Annotated in this window: 17 protein-coding genes and 1 tRNA gene; 12 read left to right on the top strand and 6 right to left on the bottom strand. The window is 60.0% G+C overall.

The features are described 5' to 3' along the window. Positions 1-23: 23 nt before the first annotated feature. Positions 24-1,304, bottom strand: a complete 1,281-nt coding sequence (gene kdsB / locus ACWHXP_RS09855; protein ID WP_489625342.1) for a 3-deoxy-manno-octulosonate cytidylyltransferase — start codon at positions 1,302-1,304, stop codon at positions 24-26. A gap of 707 nt (positions 1,305-2,011) precedes the next feature. On the opposite strand from kdsB, the gene ACWHXP_RS09850 reads away from it, so the two are divergent. Next, entirely contained in the window at positions 2,012-2,539 is a 528-nt protein-coding gene (locus ACWHXP_RS09850; RefSeq protein WP_489625343.1) for a serine O-acetyltransferase, read from the top strand. Between the two features lie 164 nt (positions 2,540-2,703). Here the strand turns inward: ACWHXP_RS09850 and ACWHXP_RS09845 are convergent, their stop codons facing one another. Further along, positions 2,704-3,252 (bottom strand): FxDxF family PEP-CTERM protein, encoded by a 549-nt coding sequence (locus ACWHXP_RS09845; protein WP_489633932.1) that lies wholly within the window; start codon positions 3,250-3,252, stop codon positions 2,704-2,706. A gap of 727 nt (positions 3,253-3,979) precedes the next feature. After that, positions 3,980-5,146, bottom strand: coding sequence for a glycerate kinase (locus ACWHXP_RS09840; RefSeq protein WP_489633933.1), 1,167 nt, complete (start codon positions 5,144-5,146; stop codon positions 3,980-3,982). A gap of 286 nt (positions 5,147-5,432) precedes the next feature. Between ACWHXP_RS09840 and ACWHXP_RS09835 the strand changes: the two genes are divergently transcribed. The 3 genes from ACWHXP_RS09835 to ACWHXP_RS09825 all read left to right on the top strand — a co-directional run bounded on the left by ACWHXP_RS09835 (position 5,433) and on the right by ACWHXP_RS09825 (position 6,917). Continuing rightward, the gene (locus ACWHXP_RS09835) at positions 5,433-5,666 is read left to right on the top strand and encodes a hypothetical protein (protein ID WP_489625345.1); all 234 of its coding nucleotides are present in this window, start codon (positions 5,433-5,435) and stop codon (positions 5,664-5,666) included. Positions 5,667-5,848: 182 nt separating this feature from the next. Further along, positions 5,849-6,709, top strand: a complete 861-nt coding sequence (locus tag ACWHXP_RS09830) for a hypothetical protein (protein WP_489625346.1) — start codon at positions 5,849-5,851, stop codon at positions 6,707-6,709. Between the two features lie 131 nt (positions 6,710-6,840). Continuing rightward, positions 6,841-6,917, top strand: a tRNA-Pro gene (locus tag ACWHXP_RS09825). Positions 6,918-7,157: 240 nt separating this feature from the next. Here ACWHXP_RS09825 and ACWHXP_RS09820 read toward each other — a convergent pair. Beyond that, positions 7,158-8,237 carry an acyltransferase family protein gene (locus ACWHXP_RS09820; protein WP_489633934.1) on the bottom strand — a complete coding sequence of 360 codons (1,080 nt, stop codon included), beginning with the start codon at positions 8,235-8,237 and terminating at the stop codon, positions 7,158-7,160. Between the two features lie 269 nt (positions 8,238-8,506). On the opposite strand from ACWHXP_RS09820, the gene ACWHXP_RS09815 reads away from it, so the two are divergent. Continuing rightward, on the top strand, positions 8,507-8,749 hold the full coding sequence (locus ACWHXP_RS09815) for a hypothetical protein (RefSeq protein ID WP_489633935.1): 243 nt from the start codon (positions 8,507-8,509) through the stop codon (positions 8,747-8,749). An 88-nt stretch (positions 8,750-8,837) separates the two neighbouring features. Here the strand turns inward: ACWHXP_RS09815 and dmeF are convergent, their stop codons facing one another. Next, on the bottom strand, positions 8,838-9,818 hold the full coding sequence (gene dmeF / locus ACWHXP_RS09810; RefSeq protein ID WP_489633936.1) for a CDF family Co(II)/Ni(II) efflux transporter DmeF: 981 nt from the start codon (positions 9,816-9,818) through the stop codon (positions 8,838-8,840). A 16-nt stretch (positions 9,819-9,834) separates the two neighbouring features. Then, the gene (locus ACWHXP_RS09805; RefSeq protein ID WP_034330055.1) at positions 9,835-10,110 is read right to left on the bottom strand and encodes a metal/formaldehyde-sensitive transcriptional repressor; all 276 of its coding nucleotides are present in this window, start codon (positions 10,108-10,110) and stop codon (positions 9,835-9,837) included. 247 nt (positions 10,111-10,357) lie between these two features. On the opposite strand from ACWHXP_RS09805, the gene ACWHXP_RS09800 reads away from it, so the two are divergent. The 7 genes from ACWHXP_RS09800 to flhB all read left to right on the top strand — a co-directional run bounded on the left by ACWHXP_RS09800 (position 10,358) and on the right by flhB (position 17,633). Then, on the top strand, positions 10,358-11,941 hold the full coding sequence (locus ACWHXP_RS09800; RefSeq protein ID WP_489633937.1) for a methyl-accepting chemotaxis protein: 1,584 nt from the start codon (positions 10,358-10,360) through the stop codon (positions 11,939-11,941). Positions 11,942-12,244: 303 nt separating this feature from the next. Further along, positions 12,245-13,117, top strand: a complete 873-nt coding sequence (locus ACWHXP_RS09795) for a CheR family methyltransferase (RefSeq protein ID WP_489633938.1) — start codon at positions 12,245-12,247, stop codon at positions 13,115-13,117. Continuing rightward, entirely contained in the window at positions 13,114-13,719 is a 606-nt protein-coding gene (gene cheD, locus ACWHXP_RS09790; RefSeq protein WP_088753731.1) for a chemoreceptor glutamine deamidase CheD, read from the top strand. The genes ACWHXP_RS09795 and cheD overlap by 4 nt, the downstream gene beginning before the upstream one ends. Positions 13,720-13,796: 77 nt before the next feature. Further along, positions 13,797-14,873, top strand: a complete 1,077-nt coding sequence (locus ACWHXP_RS09785; RefSeq protein WP_034329513.1) for a protein-glutamate methylesterase/protein-glutamine glutaminase — start codon at positions 13,797-13,799, stop codon at positions 14,871-14,873. Between the two features lie 177 nt (positions 14,874-15,050). Continuing rightward, the gene (gene cheY / locus ACWHXP_RS09780) at positions 15,051-15,446 is read left to right on the top strand and encodes a chemotaxis response regulator CheY (RefSeq protein WP_006712751.1); all 396 of its coding nucleotides are present in this window, start codon (positions 15,051-15,053) and stop codon (positions 15,444-15,446) included. Further along, the gene (cheZ, locus tag ACWHXP_RS09775) at positions 15,439-16,098 is read left to right on the top strand and encodes a protein phosphatase CheZ (RefSeq protein WP_489625349.1); all 660 of its coding nucleotides are present in this window, start codon (positions 15,439-15,441) and stop codon (positions 16,096-16,098) included. The genes cheY and cheZ overlap by 8 nt, the downstream gene beginning before the upstream one ends. Positions 16,099-16,457: 359 nt before the next feature. Then, positions 16,458-17,633, top strand: a complete 1,176-nt coding sequence (gene flhB / locus ACWHXP_RS09770; RefSeq protein WP_489625350.1) for a flagellar biosynthesis protein FlhB — start codon at positions 16,458-16,460, stop codon at positions 17,631-17,633. The last annotated feature ends 2 nt before the right edge of the window (positions 17,634-17,635 follow it).

The raw sequence follows: 17,635 nt of genomic DNA, 5'->3' as shown, positions 1-17,635 counted from the left end.
CTCACTTTTGTTGTAGGGGCAGGTCACTGCGTCATGCGGCCCATGGCCTGCGCATAACCGGCGACGCTGTCATAGATGGCGGAACGGTTCTGCGCGTTCAATATGCTGTCGGAAAATTCACGGAAGGCACCCTGGCCACCGGCCTTGATCAGCACTACGCGCGCATGACGCTTGACGTAGTCTGGTGCGTCACCTACGGCCACCGGCCAGCCGCAAGCGGCAAAGCCGGGCAGGTCAATGCTGTCGTCGCCAATCATGGCGGTGGCATCCGGTCCGACTTGGTGGTGATCCATGATGGCCTTGCAGGCGGCTGCCTTGTCCTTGGCACCGAGGAGGAACACAGTGATGCCCAGGTCAGCCAGCCGACGGCGCAGCGTGGCCGAGTCGCGACCGGAGATGACGGCAACGTTGATGCCGGCCTCCTGCAACATCTTGATGCCCATGCCATCGCGAACATGGAAACGCTTCAAGCACTCGCCGCTATCGTCATACCAGATGCCGCCGTCGGTCAGTACGCCATCGATGTCGGTGATGACCAGTCTGATGTCGGCCAGGCTGCCCGCCTTGAGGGTGGGGTCGGGCTGCCCGGACATCAGTGCGCGTACGCGTTCCAGGCATGCCGGGGTATCGACGCCGGGTGCGGCATGGTCGACTTCAATCACGCGGATCTGCCAGCCGGCATCCATGATGCGCAGTTGCTCCAGCATCTCGCTGCCTTCCAGTTCGCTCGGCGGCAAGCCGGGGAAGGCTGCCAGCAAATCGGCACGATAGGCATACACGCCGATATGCTTGAAGTAGCGGGTCTTGCCCGTGGACTCGCGTTCGAAGGGGATGCGCGCGCGGCTGAAATAAAGGGCGTCACCTGCGCGGTTGCGCACTACCTTGACGGTATTGGGGTTCTCCGCTTCGCTTGCGCTGATCGGGTGGCACAGCGTGCCGGCCTGCAGTTGAGGTGCCGCCAGCATCGCTTGCAGCAGCCTGCGCAGGTGAACTGGGTTGACCAGAGGCTCGTCGCCCTGCACATTCAGATAAAGATCGGCCGGATGGTGCTGCATCACTTCACGCAGACGGTCGGTTCCGGAAGGATGGTCGGGCGAAGTCAGCAAGGCCTTGCCACCGAAGGCGGTAACGGCAGTGAGGATGCGTTCATCGTCGGTAGCGACCACTACGTCATTGAGCTCGTCGATACTTTTCACGCGCTCGTAGACATGCTGGATCATGGGCTTGCCGAGGATGTCGGCCAGCGGTTTTCCCGGCAGACGACTGGAACCGAAGCGGGCTGGAATAACGGCGATACAGCGCATGGCGGAACTCATGCGGGAGTGGCGTGCGATGACGGTGCCTGCGCCGGATGCGCCAGGGCAGCACCTGAATGGAAGGCGAGACCAGATGCGCGCGGAGTCCGCAGTGTGCGCAGAAAAAGGGATATCTCGGGCCAGTTTGATACCGTGGTCATGAAAGGGCTTTCAGATGAGAGGGGGCCATACGGAAACATCGGTTGCCGCTGTCATCAATGTATCCTTGATGAAAACAACTTCGCCGCCTCGATTCGATTGTTCAGATCCGAGCCAACTGCGCGAAACCACTGAAGGAATTCATGGGATAAAACCCACTGCATCGGTCCTGTGGTTCGGCGTGATGGCATTTGTTCTTGTCATCAATCGAAGCCGGATCCTACTCCTCGCAGTTTCTGCTTGGGCAAGTGCGCCGTGAGGAATGGTGATGCTTCTTGAAGCCAGGTGAACGGATCTAGAGCTGAGAGAAAAGTTCCTGCTTGTTTTGCTGGCCGGAAATTTTTCGCAGCAATTAATCGCAGTTGCTGGCTTGTTCGGCAAATTTATCATATTGTTGCGCTGCACAGTCGCCTTTTGAAGCAAAAAACTGCTGTGAAGCATCGTAAGATTTTTGTTGTCTGAATATGAATATTTAAGTCAATTTGATAACAAAGCGGCAAGATCGCAGCTGATGCCGATAGAAGGTTCATGAATCACCGATTTTGAAAGGAACATTGATGGCGAGGGACCCCGACTGGATGGCTGATCTGGAGCGCTACAATTTGCGCCGGCCGTTTTTGAAAGAGCAATCGATCTGGGCCATCTGGGTCTATCGTTGGGGGCGCCGTATCGAGGCTCGGCCTGATGGTTGGGGGCGAAAGATACATAGTGCGATCTATTGGCCCGTTTTTCGTTTGACTGAGACGGCATTTGGCATCAGTCTGCCGCGCGGTGCCAGAATTGGCCCTGGTTTGCGAATCTGGCACTTCGGCAATATCTTCGTGAACGAACATGCAGTGATCGGTGCGCGTTGCACTCTCCGGCAGGGGGTAACCATAGGCAATCGCCATGCCGACGGTCCTTCGCCAGTCATTGGTGATGATGTCGAATTGGGCGCTTATGCCCAAGTGTTGGGCGGGATACATATTGGAGATGGCTGCAAGATTGGAGCGATGTCGGTGGTGTTGCACGACGTTCCGGCTGGAGCAACCGTGGTGGGAGCGCCCGCCAAGGTCGTTGCCACAATGTCCAGCACTGAGCAATAGTAGAGATTTGGAAAAACACTTCATATGCCCGCGAAGATGGGGCATTGCGCAGTGTGCTGGCCCGTTGTGGACGAGGCCAAGGCTGAAACTGCTGCAAGGACCAGGACACAAAAAAGCCCGAGCTATTGCTCGGGCTTTTTCGTTCACATCTACCAGCGTGCGGATCAGGCGGCAGCAGTCATGCTCATCGGCACGGACAGCTTCTGGTCGCCGCGACGACGACGCCATGCCATCATGCCCACGAAGGCCAAGCCGCCCAGCATCATGGCAGAGGTCGACACTTCCGGGACCGACGAGGTCAGCGTCAGGTTGCCGCCGTAGGTGCCCTTGCCGGTGATGTTGAGCGCGTAGGCACCGGCCGTCAGGCGAGTAGCGTCGACGCTGAAAGTGATGATGGTGTTCTGGCCGGACGCGGAGCTGCTGGAAGTGCCGGTAGCAATGGTTGTGTTGGTGGTGGTGTTGATCAGGCTATAGCTGGTCAGGCCACCGCCATTCTTGGTAACAAAGGTGGCCGTCACTGCCGACGAAATGTCGGTCAGGCTGCTGATCGTGAAGGTGTAGTTGTCGTTGAACGACTGGGTGGCAAGGTACTTGGGCGAGCTGATAGCTGCGGTACCGCCGGTGGTATCCAGCGCAAAGGTAGTTGCGTAGGCTGCGGTGCCGGCCATCGAGAGTGCCAGTGCAATGGTGGTAGTGGCGAGAAGTTTTTTCATGGGACCAATCCTTAAGTTCGTAACTATGTGTGAAGAGGATTGCGCGTGGCGCTCTCCATTCATAAGCAGATCAACTCACTTTGCTGCTGGATTGCCCTGAGACACTTGCGTCGCAGTCAATCTTTTTATTGCCCGAAAACAAACAATTCCTGACAAAATCTGACGGTTGTTACAAAAAATGTGTTGATGTCGGAAATATAACATTCTGACCTCAGCAGGGCAATGATTTTTGGTCTCAAAATTCACTTTTTTATTTTTTTGTCGTTAGCCAGAAACCCGCTCCAGTAAAGGCTTTCAACAGTTTCTGCGGGGCACTATTGCTGAGTTGTGCGCTGCGGAAACGAACAAATCTGCACGGCAATATTATTGATATTTAAACAATGAAATGTGCGGGATTTATTATCTAAATGATATCTTAAATTATATTTTTATTAATGACAAATTGGAAATAGCGAGAGGCTCATCTTTACATGCGTGCAGCGGTGCAAAAAAGCTGTACAGTTCGCTCGAATTGGAGTTTGGTTGTTTTTTTGGAAATGACTGGGGACTTGTCCAGCGTTGGACGCGAAAGAGCGATTGACTACCCGGCGGTGCGGAAAGCTTAGTTGGTCATGCGAATGCATTCCCGGCGCAAGCGAGGCCGTGTCTAAAGCTGAGAAAGAGGGGGGGCGAGAGGAGGGGGAGTGGGGGGGCAGATCACTGGCGCCCCCTTGCACACGCAGTCTGCCTAGCCTTGTCGGACTGCAGAAGCCTGCCACAGGCGTGCCAGCTGCTCGCCGCTGTCCTTGAGCAGTCCAGGTGCTTGTGCGATCGCGTCCGGCAGGCTCATGGGCCCGAAAGCAATCGAAAAGCATCCCGAGAAGCTGCTTTGCAGTTTCTCCAGTGACTTCATGTCGATACCGCCGGAGAGCAGGGTTGTCGGCACCCCGGCGCGACGCGCGCGCTGGCTGGCGATGAAGGGCGCCTTGCCGTGCAGCGTCTGAGCATCGCTGCGGCCTTCCCCGGTGATGAGCCAATCTGCCCCTGCCAAGGCCTGATCCAGTCCAATATGGTCGGCCACGGTTTCTGCGCCAGAGCGGAACTGTGCGCCCAGCATCAAGAGGGCATAGCCAAGTCCACCTGCGGCACCTGCGCCGGGCAGGCGGGACGCCTGGCGGCCCAGTGCCGCCTCCAGAAGGCTGGCAAAGTGGGCGAGGGCCTGATCCAGCGGGGCCACCTGCTCCGGCTGGACGCCTTTCTGGGGGCCAAACACGGCGGTAGCACCTTCTTCGCCGCACAGTGGGTTGTCAACATCCGACATGGCAACGAAGTGCGCTTCCTTCACGCGGGGATCAAGCGCAGAGGTGTCAACACTGGCAATGCGCTGCAACTGTGAAGCAATCGGGGGCACGGAATCGCCCGAGGCATCGAGGAACTTCACGCCCAGTGCCGCCAGCAGGCCCGCGCCACCATCGTTGGTGCTGCTTCCTCCTAACGCCACCAAGAAATGGCGGGCACCGCGATCGAGCAAGTCCAGGATGGCATCACCCACGCCCAGGGTGGTGCGCTCTGCGACGGCGACGGCAGTTCCAGCCAGGTCGGTCAATCCGACGATGGCCGCCGATTCCACCACGGCGCTGCCGTTTTTGAGGATGCCTACCGGGGCGCTGAAGTATTGGCCTGCGGCATTGCGGCAGTTGACGCTCAAGTGCTCGCCACCGGCATGCATGAGCGCGTCCAGAGTGCCTTCACCGCCGTCGGCAATCGGGCAGAGCCGGACCTGGGCATCAGGAATTGCGGCCCGAATGCCGGCACCGATGGCAGTCGCAACTTCCTCAGCGGAAAGTGAACCTTTGAATGAATCGGGGGCGATGACTACGACAGGGGCACGGCGCGAGGAGGTAGGGGTGGTCATGGTGAGCGGCTTGTTCTGGAACCCGGCGCCGCGAGGGCAAAGCGCGCGAGTGGTCTCGTTTTATGATGGACCGGCGATCGTCCGGCCCGGCTTGGTAATGCTAAATTATATAAGTTGCTCTCGGTCGTATTATGCTCGCGCTGGTATAGACAGTCGAAATGGTGGGTGGGCATTCGCTGCTCGCCTGGATGGTGGGCTCCCGTAACAAACGGTAAGCAGATTGGTCATTGCGGCGTGTCTGAGGGATAGTATGACGTTGGCGTTGCCACGCCTGAGGAGCATTGATATGAAGCATCTGGTGCGTGTTGCACTCATGTTGTCAGGGCTGTTGGCCGTGCTGGTGTTGACTGGTTGCGTGGCAGTGCCTGCTAGCCCCTATAACGGAGTAGCTGTTTATCCGGCGCAGCCGGTCTACTCGCCCTATTATGCTTACCCTGCCTATCCGGCATACGGTTATCCTTCTTCTTCCTTCTACTTCGGCTATAGCAGCGGTTGGGGCGGGCACGGCCGTTGGCGATGACGGGTATGCGTCGCGTTTGTGCGCATCGTGCTCAGGTGTTCGGGTCAAAACCGGCTAGAATGACGCCTTTATTGATCGGAATGCATGGAAGGATAGGAGCGGGGCAAGGCGCATGGGGTGCCTGGACCAGCGTTAGTGTGCGTTAATCGCAGATTGTTCAGCCATCGCTGTCTTCACACCGTATGAGTTTTTCCGTTTTGTCGACCCGAACAGATGTGATCTTGCGATCCCGGTGCCGTACCGCGCTAGGGATTGTTTTGTCCGTGCTGGTACACGCGGTATTGTTCATGTTTGTTCGGGCCAAGCTGAATGAGGCACCTCCAAAGTTTGATGCCCCTGGCCGACCTGATGCGCCGTTGCAGGTGAGCTTCGTCCGACCTGCTGCGACAGTGGTGCAGCCTGAGCTGCCCAAGCCTGTGCTGGAGCCCAAAAAGCCCGAGCGGATTCCGAAGAAGCCGATGGCCAAACCAACGCCCCGGCACAACACTCCGTCGGTGCGGCAGTCCGTGCCTCAGCGCACGCCGCTTCCGGTGACGCAGGCCCCAAGCAGCAATGCGCCTGCGGCCGCAGCGGATGTGCCCGCTGAAGACTTCATGACCGCCATCAATCGCAATCGTCAGAAGCGGCAAGAGGCTGAGCAGGCAGCCGCGCAGGAAAATGCCGCAGCGCGCGCTGCGGAAAATCCTTCTGCCAACGAGATAGCACGCGCCAACATCGCCTTTCAGGAGCAACGTGGTCGAGGCACGAATGGTGTCTTCCAGATCCTGAGCATGGGGCCACGCGTGGCGCAATACAGTTTCCGTGGGTGGACTACCGACCAGCGGCGCAGCCAGAATCAAGTCATTGAGGTCGATGCTGGCTTTGGCGGCAACGTACAGTTGGCGGTGGTCAATAGCATGATTACCTTGATCCGGCGCTACTATCAGGGAGACTTCAATTTTGATTCGCAAAAGCTGGGTAGGGTGGTGACCTTGTCGGCGCGATTGGAGGACACCAAGGGGTTGCAGAGCTTCTTGCTGAACGAGTTCTTTGGGGGGCGGTGAATACTTGAATTTTGCGGTGGCCAAATACTCTTGCAGAACCGTCGACCTTTCCTCCGCATCTAATGATTAAAAATGTTTTGCAGAAACAGTTGATTTAATAACACAGGCAATCTATAATCTTTGTCTTCAGTCGGGGCGTAGCGCAGCCTGGTAGCGTACTTGCATGGGGTGCAAGGGGTCGTGTGTTCGAATCACACCGTCCCGACCAAACAAACAAAGCAGCATAGTAAAAACGATTGGCATAAAACGGCACTACGAATTTCGTAGTGCCGTTTTGCTTTGTGTCCTCGTTTTTCGTGGTGATGGATCTCCCCGCTTGCGGTCTGCTTGATCAGAATGTGCGCAGTCAGAATGTTTGCGGCTTCATGGCCGAACGGGGCAAGTGATCATTCACAGAGCCCACTCCCTTTCGAGTGCAAAGCCAGTCGCGGTAGCTCTGCAAGCAATCTCATTTCAACTGTGCGCCTGCACTGGATGCCGAAAATGCTTTTGCGCGCGCGTTGATGTAATTGCGCAAGGGCGCGTCATACCAGTGATGAAGGGCCCAGGCAATCGTGATCAGGGCGGCAAGAAATACGATCCCGGCCCACGGAGTGAATTCAGCCAACTGGCGCCCGCCGGTGAAAGCCGGAAACGCGTTCCTGACCAGTTCAGCCAAGGGGCTGTGGGCGATGTAGATTGGATACGAGATCACTCCGAGAAACTGGCAGATCCTTGCCAGGTGGCCCGTGGGCTGGAAGCGCATCCCTGCATACACTAGTAGCGGGAAAGCCATGCACACTGCAAGGATGTCATAGAGGGGAACCAGGCTTGCAGGCGGGGTCATCATCAACGTTACCGCTACGCCGAGGGTGATGAGCGCTGTCCGGGTGTTGCTGATCGTGGTGCGTTGACCTTTGCGTAAAACTCGACGATACAGCAAGACCCCAGCTGCAAAAGAAAATCCCACGCGCAACAGGCTGACATAGTAGGTCTGTCGATGGAAGCCTGCGTCCAAGCTTTGCTGGGAAGACAGGACCACAAAAAGAATCATTCCGGCCAGGCAAGCCAGCATCAGTGCTGTCAGCACGCGGTCGCTCAGCTGGCGGACTTTCCAGCCATAGACAACGTTGGCGATCATTTCCGAGGACAGTGACCATGCTGGACCATTGAGCGGAAAGAGTACGGTCGAGTAGAGTGCCGGAAGCATCAGTAGCCCGGTCAGCGCCGCAATCGGCAATTTTCCCTGGAAGGCCGACAAGCCAGCTACTACCGCGAAAATCCCGATGCAAATCCCCAGAAAATAAAGCGGATACAGTCGCAGCAAGCGGATCCACATGAATCTGCTCAAACTCATGTCATTCAGTAGTCGCTGCTCGTAAGAGCGTGCCACGACGGCACCACTGAGCAAGAAAAACAAATCCACGGCCAGATAGCTGGAAAAGAAGGGGTTATCGCCGAAATACCAGGTGCTATGCCTCAGCACAACTAGGAGGGCGGCAATACCGCGGAAGCCATCCAACGTAAGAAAGTGGTCTTTATGGCTCATGTTCAGCTCGCGATTCTTGGTCAGTTTTTTGGCTTCACTTCGCGGTGCCGGACGCGCCTTCGAAGCTGCTGGCAATTTGAGCGATGCTGACCAAGTAGTTCCCTGATGAGCTTGGGTTTATTTTTGCGCGGTCGATGATTGCGTTACAAAAACAAACAATTTGGCGTGTTCTTCCTCACGTCTGTGTTCGTTATCTGTTCACCACCATCGTGGTCAACGGCGTCTGCTCACGCCGTCACATTCCGCCAAACAAATTCAGGAGCAAGACCATGAAATCCCTACTATTGATCCCGGCACTGGCCGCGGCCTTCGGCCTGAGCGGCTGCGTGGTGACCCCGCCCACGGTACACCCGGCCTATGTGGCCCAGCCGGCCTACGTTGCGCCGCCGGGGGTGGTGTACGTGCAGCCCACCTATGCTTCGCCCGGTCCGGGCTGGGTCTGGGAATACCACTCCTACTATGGCTGGGGCTGGCATCACCCGCACTACGGCTGGCATCGCGGCTGGCGTTGAGCCAGCACGCTGCACCCGGCAGATGTAAAGACAGCGGCCTCGGCCGCTGTCTTTTTTGTTCATCGTTTCACGCCAGCCTGCCGCTCACTCATCCGGCCTGATGCAGTTCCAGCGTCAGATGGCGCAGCTCGCTCACCGCCGCCAGTTTTACCCGCAAGCGTGCTTCCGTGACGGACTGACCGCCGGACACGCTGACGATCGCCGCGCGCGCCGCAGGACCGATGCGCCAGACGTGCAGGTCCTCGATGTGCACCGCTTCGTCCGCCAGCGCCTGCTCGATGCGTGCCGCGACCTGTGCATCGGTCACATCCAGCAGCACCGCAGCACTGCTCTGCAGCAGGCTCCACGACCAGCGCGCAATCACCACCGCACCCACCACGCCCATCAGCGGATCCAGCCAGGTCCAGCCCAGGTAGAGGCCGGCCAGCAGGGCGGCAATGGCCAGCACCGAGGTGAGCGCGTCGGCCACCACGTGCAGGTAGGCAGAGCGCAGATTGTTGTCGTGGCCGTCATGGTCATGGTGCTTGTGGTGTCCATGCCCGTGCGCTTCATGCCCGTGCTGCGCATGTCCGGCGTCGTGCGCATGTGCATGACCGTGGCCATGGTCGTGTCCATGATGTCCCTCACTGAGCAACAAGGCACTGGCGATGTTGACGATCAGTCCGACGATGGCAATCGGGATCGCCTCGCCAAAATCCACCGTGCTCGGACTGGCCAGCCGCCACACTGATTCGCCGCCAATGCCGATGGCGATCACCGCCAGCACCAGCGCCGATGCAAAACCGGCCAGGTCGCCGACCTTGCCGGTGCCGAAGCTGAAACGGCCATCATGCGCGTGGCGACGTGCGAACACGTAAGCGCCGGCAGCAATGGCCAGCGCGCCGGTATGGGTGGCCATGTGGAAACCGTCCGCCAGCAGGGCCATGGACCCCGTGAAGTAGCCGGCGGCGATCTCGGCCACCATCATCACGGCGGTCAAGGCCACCACCCACAGCGTGCGGCGGGTGTTGCGGTCATGGTTGGAACCCAGATACATATGTTCGTGGCGGTAAGTGGCGGGACTGGTCATGGCGACTCCTTGGACTTCATTTGGCATAGCGCCGAATTGCCTCCAGGACTTCTTCCAGTCCCTGTTGGCGTTGTTCATCGGTCAGGCCGGGGGCGGCCACGTGTTCCCGCGCATGCGCTTCGATCAGCTCGTCCATCAGGCCATGCACGGCGCCACGGATGGCTGCCGCCAGATGCAAGGTCTTGGCACAGTCTGCTTCGCCTTCCAGTGCGCGTTCCAGTGCCTGCACCTGGCCGCCGATGCGACGCACGCGCTTGAGCAGGGCATCCGTCTGTTGTGTGAGATGGGCCATATACCATACCCCCCTATCCTATTAAAGGAGGGAATTATAGCTTCATTGCGCTGGACAAGTGCAATTGGCCTTGGGGCAGGGGTACCGGCGCTCTTGTGCTGTGGCAATATGGCTATATGAAGCGTTGTTCATTCAGTTACGCGTAAGCTGGCCGCTATAGCCTCTGGACAATGCGGCGTGTTTCGTCCGCACTCAAACCTGTAGTGGATCAGGTGAAGAAAAGCGGAAAATCCGCGAGGAGACAAGGATGGGGAAGAACAAGGGAGCCGGTGCATCCGCCCGGGCATGGACGGGTGGATTGCCCTGGGTGGCGGGCCTGGTGCTGGGTGGGGCAGGGGCCCTGGCCCTGCAGGCGACCGGTGCCGCGCAATGGCTGAGCGCGCCTGGTTGCAGCGGTGTGGCCGTGGTGCTGGGGCTGGCCGGGTTTGCCCTGGCGCAGCGGCGCGCACAGCCCGGAGAAGGACAACTGGTCGACAAGATCAGCGGCGAGATCGATCACATCATGATCGGGGCGGCGGAGACCTCCTTCTTTGTCGATACCATCAAGACCAAGATCAGCAAGGACGTGGTCGCCGCCGACCGCATCGCGGCCAGTGCCGAGCAGAACGCCGCTACCACTGAACAGATTGCCGCCAATGCCGAGCGCGCCTCGGCCATTGCGGCGGAGGTGCGTACCGAGAGTGTCAGCGGCCGCTCGGAAGTGGATCGCGGACTGCAGCAGATCGGGCAGGCCCGCACGGATGCCTTGTCGGCCTCGTCGATGATGGCGCAGCTGCAGGAAAAGTCGCGCCGCATCCACGGCATCACCGAAGTCATCAGCGAGATCGCGGCCCGCACCAACCTGCTGGCCCTGAACGCCGCCATCGAGGCGGCGCGCGCCGGCGAGCAGGGGCGCGGGTTTGCCGTGGTGGCGGGCGAAGTGCGCCAGCTGGCCCAGCGGACCAAGGAAGCCACGGATGATATCGGCGTGATGGTGCGGGCCATCACCGAAGAAGCCGAGCGCGCGGCGACCGGCATGAATTCGCTCAGCAGCCGGGTGCTGGAGGCGGCCCAGAATGTGGAGAAGGTACACGGCCTGCTCAACAGCATCGAACGCTCTTCCAGCCAGTCGCAGGAGCAGATCGAGGAGATCGCGGTGGCCTCGCGCGAACACGTGCAGACCACGCAGGAGATTGCCGAGGCCATTACCGACATCCGCAACGGCATGCTGCACACCGATCAGGAACTGCCGCGCGTGGCGGCGTCCGCCATGGTGTTGTCGGAGCGTGCCGAAGCGGTGTTCGAAGCCATCATCGATGGCGGCGCTCGCAGCGGACACGACGATATCCGTGTCGCCGCCACGGGTGCGGCGCAGGCCGTAGGCAAGCTGTTCGAGACCGCGATCCGTTCCGGCCAGATCAGTGAGGCGGCCCTGTTCGACCGTACTTACAAGCCTATCCCCAACACCTCGCCGCAGAAGCATTCCAGCCAGTTCGACGGCTTTACCGACCGGGTGCTGCCAGCGATCCAGGAAGCCCTGCTGGCCAGCATGCCGCAACTGGCCTACGCGGGTGCAGTGGACAACAACGGCTACTTCCCGACCCACAACAAGAAGTTCTCCCAGCCCCTGACCGGCGACTACGACACCGATCTGGTCAACAACCGCACCAAACGCATCTTCAGCGACCGCACCGGCAAGCGCTGTGGATCCAATACCAGGCCCTTCCTCCTGCAGACCTACAAGCGCGACACTGGCGAGGTCATGCACGACCTGTCGGTGCCGATCTACGTGAACGGCAAGCACTGGGGCGGCTTCCGGGTGGGTTATCGTTCCAGTCACGCACCGGTATAGGCTCCCGGGATGGCGCCTGCGGCGTTTGGCTGTGGCAGTGCCAGCCTCGGCCCGGCGCAGTTGCCCGGGCGCTCCGTCCCACGTTTTCCGTGAGGATTTCCAAGGATTGAGAAGTCTATGCACGGCTGCCCCCGATTGACTTGTCGCAATAGGGGGGTAAAACCGTTTCATTTCCAAGGCTGATTCGCTTGACCCCGCCAGGCGGCTGATAGATTATGCGCCAAGGGGATGTCCGCCCAGATGGGGCGGGCGACAGATAGCAAGCAGCGCCGCGACGTGCGCTGCGCCAGGGAAGGGAAGACAGTGAAGCCGACGGTACCAGGCAAGGGCGAATCATCCGGCAAGGAGTTCGATTTCAACAGCCGTGATTTCGAGCGAGTGCGTGGCCTGATCTACCAGCGGGCCGGCATCGCATTGGCCGACAGCAAGCAGGAAATGGTTTACAGTCGCCTCGCGCGACGCCTGCGCGCCACCGGCATCACTTCCTTCCAGCAATACCTGGACATGCTGGAGCGCACCCACGACTCCGAAGAGTGGGAAGCCTTCACCAATGCGCTGACCACCAACCTCACCTCGTTCTTCCGCGAGGCGCACCATTTCCCCATCCTCGCCGACTTCCTCAAGACCCTGAAGGAACCCGCGACCATCTGGTGTTCGGCTGCCTCCACCGGAGAGGAACCCTATACCATCGCCATGACCGCCTGTGAAGCCTATGGCTCGATGACGCCGCCCGTACAGATCGTGGCCACCGACATCGATACCAATGTGCTGGCCACCGGTGCCAATGGCGTCTATCCCATGGAGCGCATCGAGAAGATGTCGCCCGAGCGCGTCAAGAAGTTCTTCCTGCGCGGCAAGGGCAGCCATGAAGGCTACGTGCGCGTGCGTCCCGAATTGCGCAAGCTGATCACCTTCAAGCAACTGAACCTGCTGGGCGATGGCTGGCCCCTCAGCGGCCAGTTCGACGTGATCTTCTGCCGCAACGTGATGATCTATTTCGACAAACCTACCCAGAGCAAGATCCTGTCCCGATTCGTACCCTTGATGAAGCCTCACGCCTTGCTGTTCGCCGGCCACTCGGAGAACTTCCTGTATGTCTCCGACGCCCTCAAGCTCAAGGGCAAGACGGTCTATGAGCTCAACGCCAACCAGCGCGTCGTGAGGGCCAAGCAATGAGCCACGCCTCGGAGCAGATTGCCACCAATCTCTACTACGACCGCACTTTCGATTGCGACGCGGCCAAGATCCTGCCGGGCGAGTACTACTTCACCAGCAAGGACATGATGATCGTCACCGTGCTGGGCTCCTGCGTCTCGGCCTGCATCCGTGACCGCGTCTCCGGCATCGGCGGCATGAATCACTTCATGCTGCCCGATGGCGGCGGCGACGATGGCAGCCCGGTGTCGGCCTCGGCGCGCTACGGCACCTATGCCATGGAAGTGCTGATCAACGAAGTGCTCAAGTCCGGCGCGCGGCGCGAGAACCTGGAGGCCAAGGTGTTCGGCGGCGGCAACGTGCTGCGCGGCTTCTCGGCCATCAACGTGGGCGAGCGCAATGCCGAATTCGTGCGGCGCTATCTGAAGGCCGAAGGCATCCGCGTGGTCGCCGAAGACCTCAATGATATTTATCCGCGCAAGGTGTACTTCTTCCCGCGTACCGGCAAGGTGCTGGTCAAGAAGCTGAAGCAGATGCACAACGACACCCTGGTGAACCGCGAAAAAGCCTACGCCAGCAAGCTGGTCACCAAGCCGGTCGGCGGCGAGGTGGATCTGTTCTGATGGGGCAGGGTGGACGACACCCGACCCATCTCAGGGCAACCTGCAACATTGAGTTTGAGTGATTGAGTGATTGAGTGATGAAAATTAAAGTTCTTATCGTCGACGATTCGGCACTGATCCGCAGCGTGATGCGCGAGATCATCGGCAGCCAGCCGGACATGGAAGTGGTCGGCGTGGCGCCGGACCCGATCATTGCCCGCGAGCTGATCAAGCAGACCAATCCGGACGTGCTGACGCTGGACGTGGAAATGCCGCGCATGGATGGCCTGGATTTCCTGGAAAAGCTGATGCGCCTGCGCCCCATGCCGGTGGTGATGGTGTCTTCGCTGACCGAACGCGGCTCCGAAATCACCCTGCGTGCACTGGAGCTGGGTGCGATCGATTTCGTGACCAAGCCCAAGATCTCGATCCAGAGCGGCATGCAGGAATATGCCGACATGATCGCCGACAAGATCCGCGCCGCCGCCAAGGCGCGCGTGCGCGCCCGTCCGTCGCGCGCCGCCGAGCAGGCGGCCACGCCCGGCGAGGTCTTGCCGCAGATCCGCAATCCGCTCACCAGTAGCGAAAAACTGATCATCATCGGGGCCTCCACCGGCGGCACCGAAGCCATCAAGGAATTCCTGATCCGCATGCCCTCGGATTGCCCGGGCATCCTGATCACCCAGCACATGCCGGAGGGCTTTACGCGCTCCTTCGCCCAGCGCCTCAACAACCTGTGCAAGATCTCGGTGGTGGAGTCCGCCGGCAACGAACGCGTGCTGCCGGGCCATGCCTACATCGCGCCGGGCCACTCGCACCTGAAACTGGTGCGCAGCGGTGCCAACTACATGACCCAGCTCGACCAGGGCCCGCCGGTGAACCGGCATCGTCCTTCGGTGGATGTCCTGTTCCAGTCGGCCGCTACCTGTGCCGGCAAGAACGCGGTCGGCGTGATCCTGACCGGCATGGGCAAGGATGGTGCCCAGGGCATGCTGGAGATGCGCAATGCCGGGGCCTACAACTTTGCCCAGGATGAAGCATCCTGCGTGGTCTTCGGCATGCCGCGCGAAGCGATTGCGATCGGGGCCGCGCACGAAGTGCTGTCGCTGCAATCCATGCCGGGGCGGGTGCTGGCGTGGCTGGCAGAACACGGAAGCCGCGCATTGCGGGTATGAAGCATTTTTCAGCGCTTATTGTTCTGCCAATTTTGTTTTGCTGCACTACAATGCGTTGCAGATAAGAGGCAGCATGGGCTCTCCCGCCCGTGCTGAGGTAAAAAAGAGAGGTCGGTTCAAGTTCGTTGCGCAACTTGCCGATCATCAAGAATTCAATTGTTCAGATGGAGTCTTAGCATGTCGGGTCCCAATACCAAGTTCTTAGTCGTCGATGACTTTTCGACCATGCGCCGCATCGTGCGCAACCTGCTCAAGGAATTGGGCTACACCAACGTGGACGAGGCCGAAGACGGCGTGCAGGCGCTGCAGAAACTGCGCAGCGACCAGTTCGACTTCGTCGTCTCCGACTGGAACATGCCCAACATGGATGGCCTGACCATGCTGCAGGAAATCCGCAAGGATCCGGCCCTGTCCAAGCTGCCCGTGCTGATGGTGACGGCCGAAGCCAAGAAGGAAAATATCGTCGCCGCCGCCCAGGCCGGTGCCAATGGCTACGTGGTCAAGCCTTTCACCGCGGCGACGCTGGATGAAAAGCTGGGCAAGATCTTCGAAAAAATGGCCGCAGGTGGCTGAGGTGGACAACGCCGCTCATCCTGCTCGCACGCCCTCCGCCGAGGGCACCGGGGTCAACGACGAGGTGCTGGTCCGTATCGGCCACATGACGCGCAACCTGCACGACAGCTTGCGCGGCCTGGGCTTCGACCGGCTGCTGGAAAAAGCCGCCAGCGACATGCCGGACGCGCGTGACCGCCTGGAATACGTGGCCCGCATGACCGAACAGGCCGCCCAGCGCGTGCTCAACGCTACCGAACTGGCGAGCCCGCTGCAGGAGCGCATCAATGAAGGTGCCAGCGAGCTCAAGGCGCAATGGGATGCGGCTGCTACCGCCAGTTTTGCCGAAGCCGATGTCCGCGCGCTGGCGGCGAAGACCTCCGCCTTCCTGGCCCAAACCAGCGAAGACAGCAGCGTCACCAAGCAGCAACTGCTGGACATCATGATGGCGCAGGACTTCCAGGATCTGACCGGCCAGGTCATCAAGCGCGTCACCAAGCTGGCGCACGACCTGGAATCGCAACTGGTGCAGCTGCTGGTGGACTACGCGCCCACCGAGACCAAGCGCGAGGATACGGGACTGCTCAACGGTCCCCAGATCGATCCTGCCGGCAAGGATGTCATCGCCAACCAGGGGCAGGTGGACGACCTCCTGGAGAGTCTGGGCTTCTGAAGCCGCTTTCTCCGCATCTCCCGACCCGGACAGACGCTTCGGCACTTGCCAATCAGGCAAGTCCGGAGCGTTTTGTCTTGATGTGGCCGCTACGCCACGCCGGGCGGGCTTTTCAGGCCGGGCGGGTGGCCGCAAGTGCCCGTCCAGCTTGACTTTCTTCATATTTTGACGGCCCGATACGCAGCGTTTTGTCCAAGGCAGACCCTTGCGGTTTTGCCTAGTCCGAAATGGGGGACCTTTTCGCCCCTATTCCCCTGATGATCCGGGCGGCCGCTCGCCAATAATCCTAGCCTATTGTTCTACAAATCCGTCCAGCGCCGGCGCTGGCGGAAAAGCGGTTTAGCAGGGGGATACGGCGGATGGCCGAAGACAGCGACATGGAGCGGACCGAACCCGCCACGGGCAAACGCATTGAGCGTGCCCGTGAGCAGGGGGATGTCCCGCGTTCGCGCGAATTGGCCACGACCTTGATGCTGCTGGTCGGCGGCAGCTGTGTCTGGCTTTTCAGCGGCCCCGTAGTGACCGCCCTGGATCGCATCATGGTGGCGACCCTGACCTTCGAACGGGCGGCCGCCTTCGACCCGGTGCTGCTGTTCGACATGCTCAGTGCCCATATGCTGGATGTGGCCGTTTCCATGATCCCGCTGGCCTTCCTGATGACCCTGGCCGCCATGGCCGCGCCGCTGATGCTGGGCGGCTGGCTGTTCAACGTCGATTCGCTGGCGCCCAAATTCAGCAAGCTCAATCCCATCAGCGGCTTCGCCAACATGTTCTCGATCAATTCCCTGGTCGAACTGGGCAAGGCGGTGCTCAAGACGCTGCTGGTCGGTACCGTGGCCTGGATCGCCATCCGCAGCCAGCTCGATGCCGTCATGGGCCTGGGCGTGGAATCGCTCAAGACCGCCGGTTCACATGCCGCGCAGCTGCTGTGGATCAGCTTCATCACCATGGTCTCGGCGCTGATCCTGATCGCGGCGCTGGACGTGCCTTATCAGATCTGGAATTACGGCCGCAAGCTGCGCATGACGCGCGAAGAGGTCAAGCAGGAACACAAGGAATCCGAAGGCGATCCGCACATCAAGGGCAAGATTCGCGCGATGCAGCGCGCCATGGCCCGCCGCCGCATGATGGCCGAAGTGCCGACCGCCGATGTGGTGGTGACCAACCCGACCCACTTCGCGGTCGCCCTGAAGTACACCGAAGGCAAGATGGGCGCGCCCAAGGTGGTGGCCAAGGGCGCCGACGACGTCGCCGCCAAGATTCGCGAACTGGCACGCGAGCACAAGGTGCCGTTGCTGGAAGCGCCGCCGCTGGCACGTGCGCTGCACGCCCATACCGAGATCGGCGACGAGATTCCCGAAGCGCTCTACACCGCCGTGGCCGAAGTGCTGGCCTACGTGTTCCAGTTGCGTACCTTCGGTCAGTTCGGCGGCAACCGTCCGGTGGAACCGACCGAACTGAACGTGCCCAAGGACCTTGATCCGGCCACTGCGCCCAAGAAGCCTCGCGGCCCCAAGAATAGAAACAGGCAGTAACG

The organism is Herbaspirillum sp. Her2 (genome assembly GCF_057961375.1).
The sequence above is the reverse complement of the archived record's forward strand: the minus strand, read 5'-3'. Positions and strand labels throughout refer to the sequence as shown.

Coding starts and splice junctions, on each gene's coding strand:
- kdsB (WP_489625342.1), bottom strand. CDS start 1,304: ATGCGCTGTATCGCCGTTATTCCAGCCCGCTTCGGTTCCAGTCGTCTG.
- ACWHXP_RS09830 (WP_489625346.1), top strand. CDS start 5,849: ATGAGTTTTTCCGTTTTGTCGACCCGAACAGATGTGATCTTGCGATCC.
- ACWHXP_RS09845 (WP_489633932.1), bottom strand. CDS start 3,252: ATGAAAAAACTTCTCGCCACTACCACCATTGCACTGGCACTCTCGATG.
- cheY (WP_006712751.1), top strand. CDS start 15,051: ATGTCGGGTCCCAATACCAAGTTCTTAGTCGTCGATGACTTTTCGACC.
- ACWHXP_RS09820 (WP_489633934.1), bottom strand. CDS start 8,237: ATGAGCCATAAAGACCACTTTCTTACGTTGGATGGCTTCCGCGGTATT.
- ACWHXP_RS09785 (WP_034329513.1), top strand. CDS start 13,797: ATGAAAATTAAAGTTCTTATCGTCGACGATTCGGCACTGATCCGCAGC.
- ACWHXP_RS09815 (WP_489633935.1), top strand. CDS start 8,507: ATGAAATCCCTACTATTGATCCCGGCACTGGCCGCGGCCTTCGGCCTG.
- ACWHXP_RS09805 (WP_034330055.1), bottom strand. CDS start 10,110: ATGGCCCATCTCACACAACAGACGGATGCCCTGCTCAAGCGCGTGCGT.
- ACWHXP_RS09835 (WP_489625345.1), top strand. CDS start 5,433: ATGAAGCATCTGGTGCGTGTTGCACTCATGTTGTCAGGGCTGTTGGCC.
- ACWHXP_RS09840 (WP_489633933.1), bottom strand. CDS start 5,146: ATGACCACCCCTACCTCCTCGCGCCGTGCCCCTGTCGTAGTCATCGCC.
- cheD (WP_088753731.1), top strand. CDS start 13,114: ATGAGCCACGCCTCGGAGCAGATTGCCACCAATCTCTACTACGACCGC.
- ACWHXP_RS09850 (WP_489625343.1), top strand. CDS start 2,012: ATGGCGAGGGACCCCGACTGGATGGCTGATCTGGAGCGCTACAATTTG.
- flhB (WP_489625350.1), top strand. CDS start 16,458: ATGGCCGAAGACAGCGACATGGAGCGGACCGAACCCGCCACGGGCAAA.
- dmeF (WP_489633936.1), bottom strand. CDS start 9,818: ATGACCAGTCCCGCCACTTACCGCCACGAACATATGTATCTGGGTTCC.
- ACWHXP_RS09800 (WP_489633937.1), top strand. CDS start 10,358: ATGGGGAAGAACAAGGGAGCCGGTGCATCCGCCCGGGCATGGACGGGT.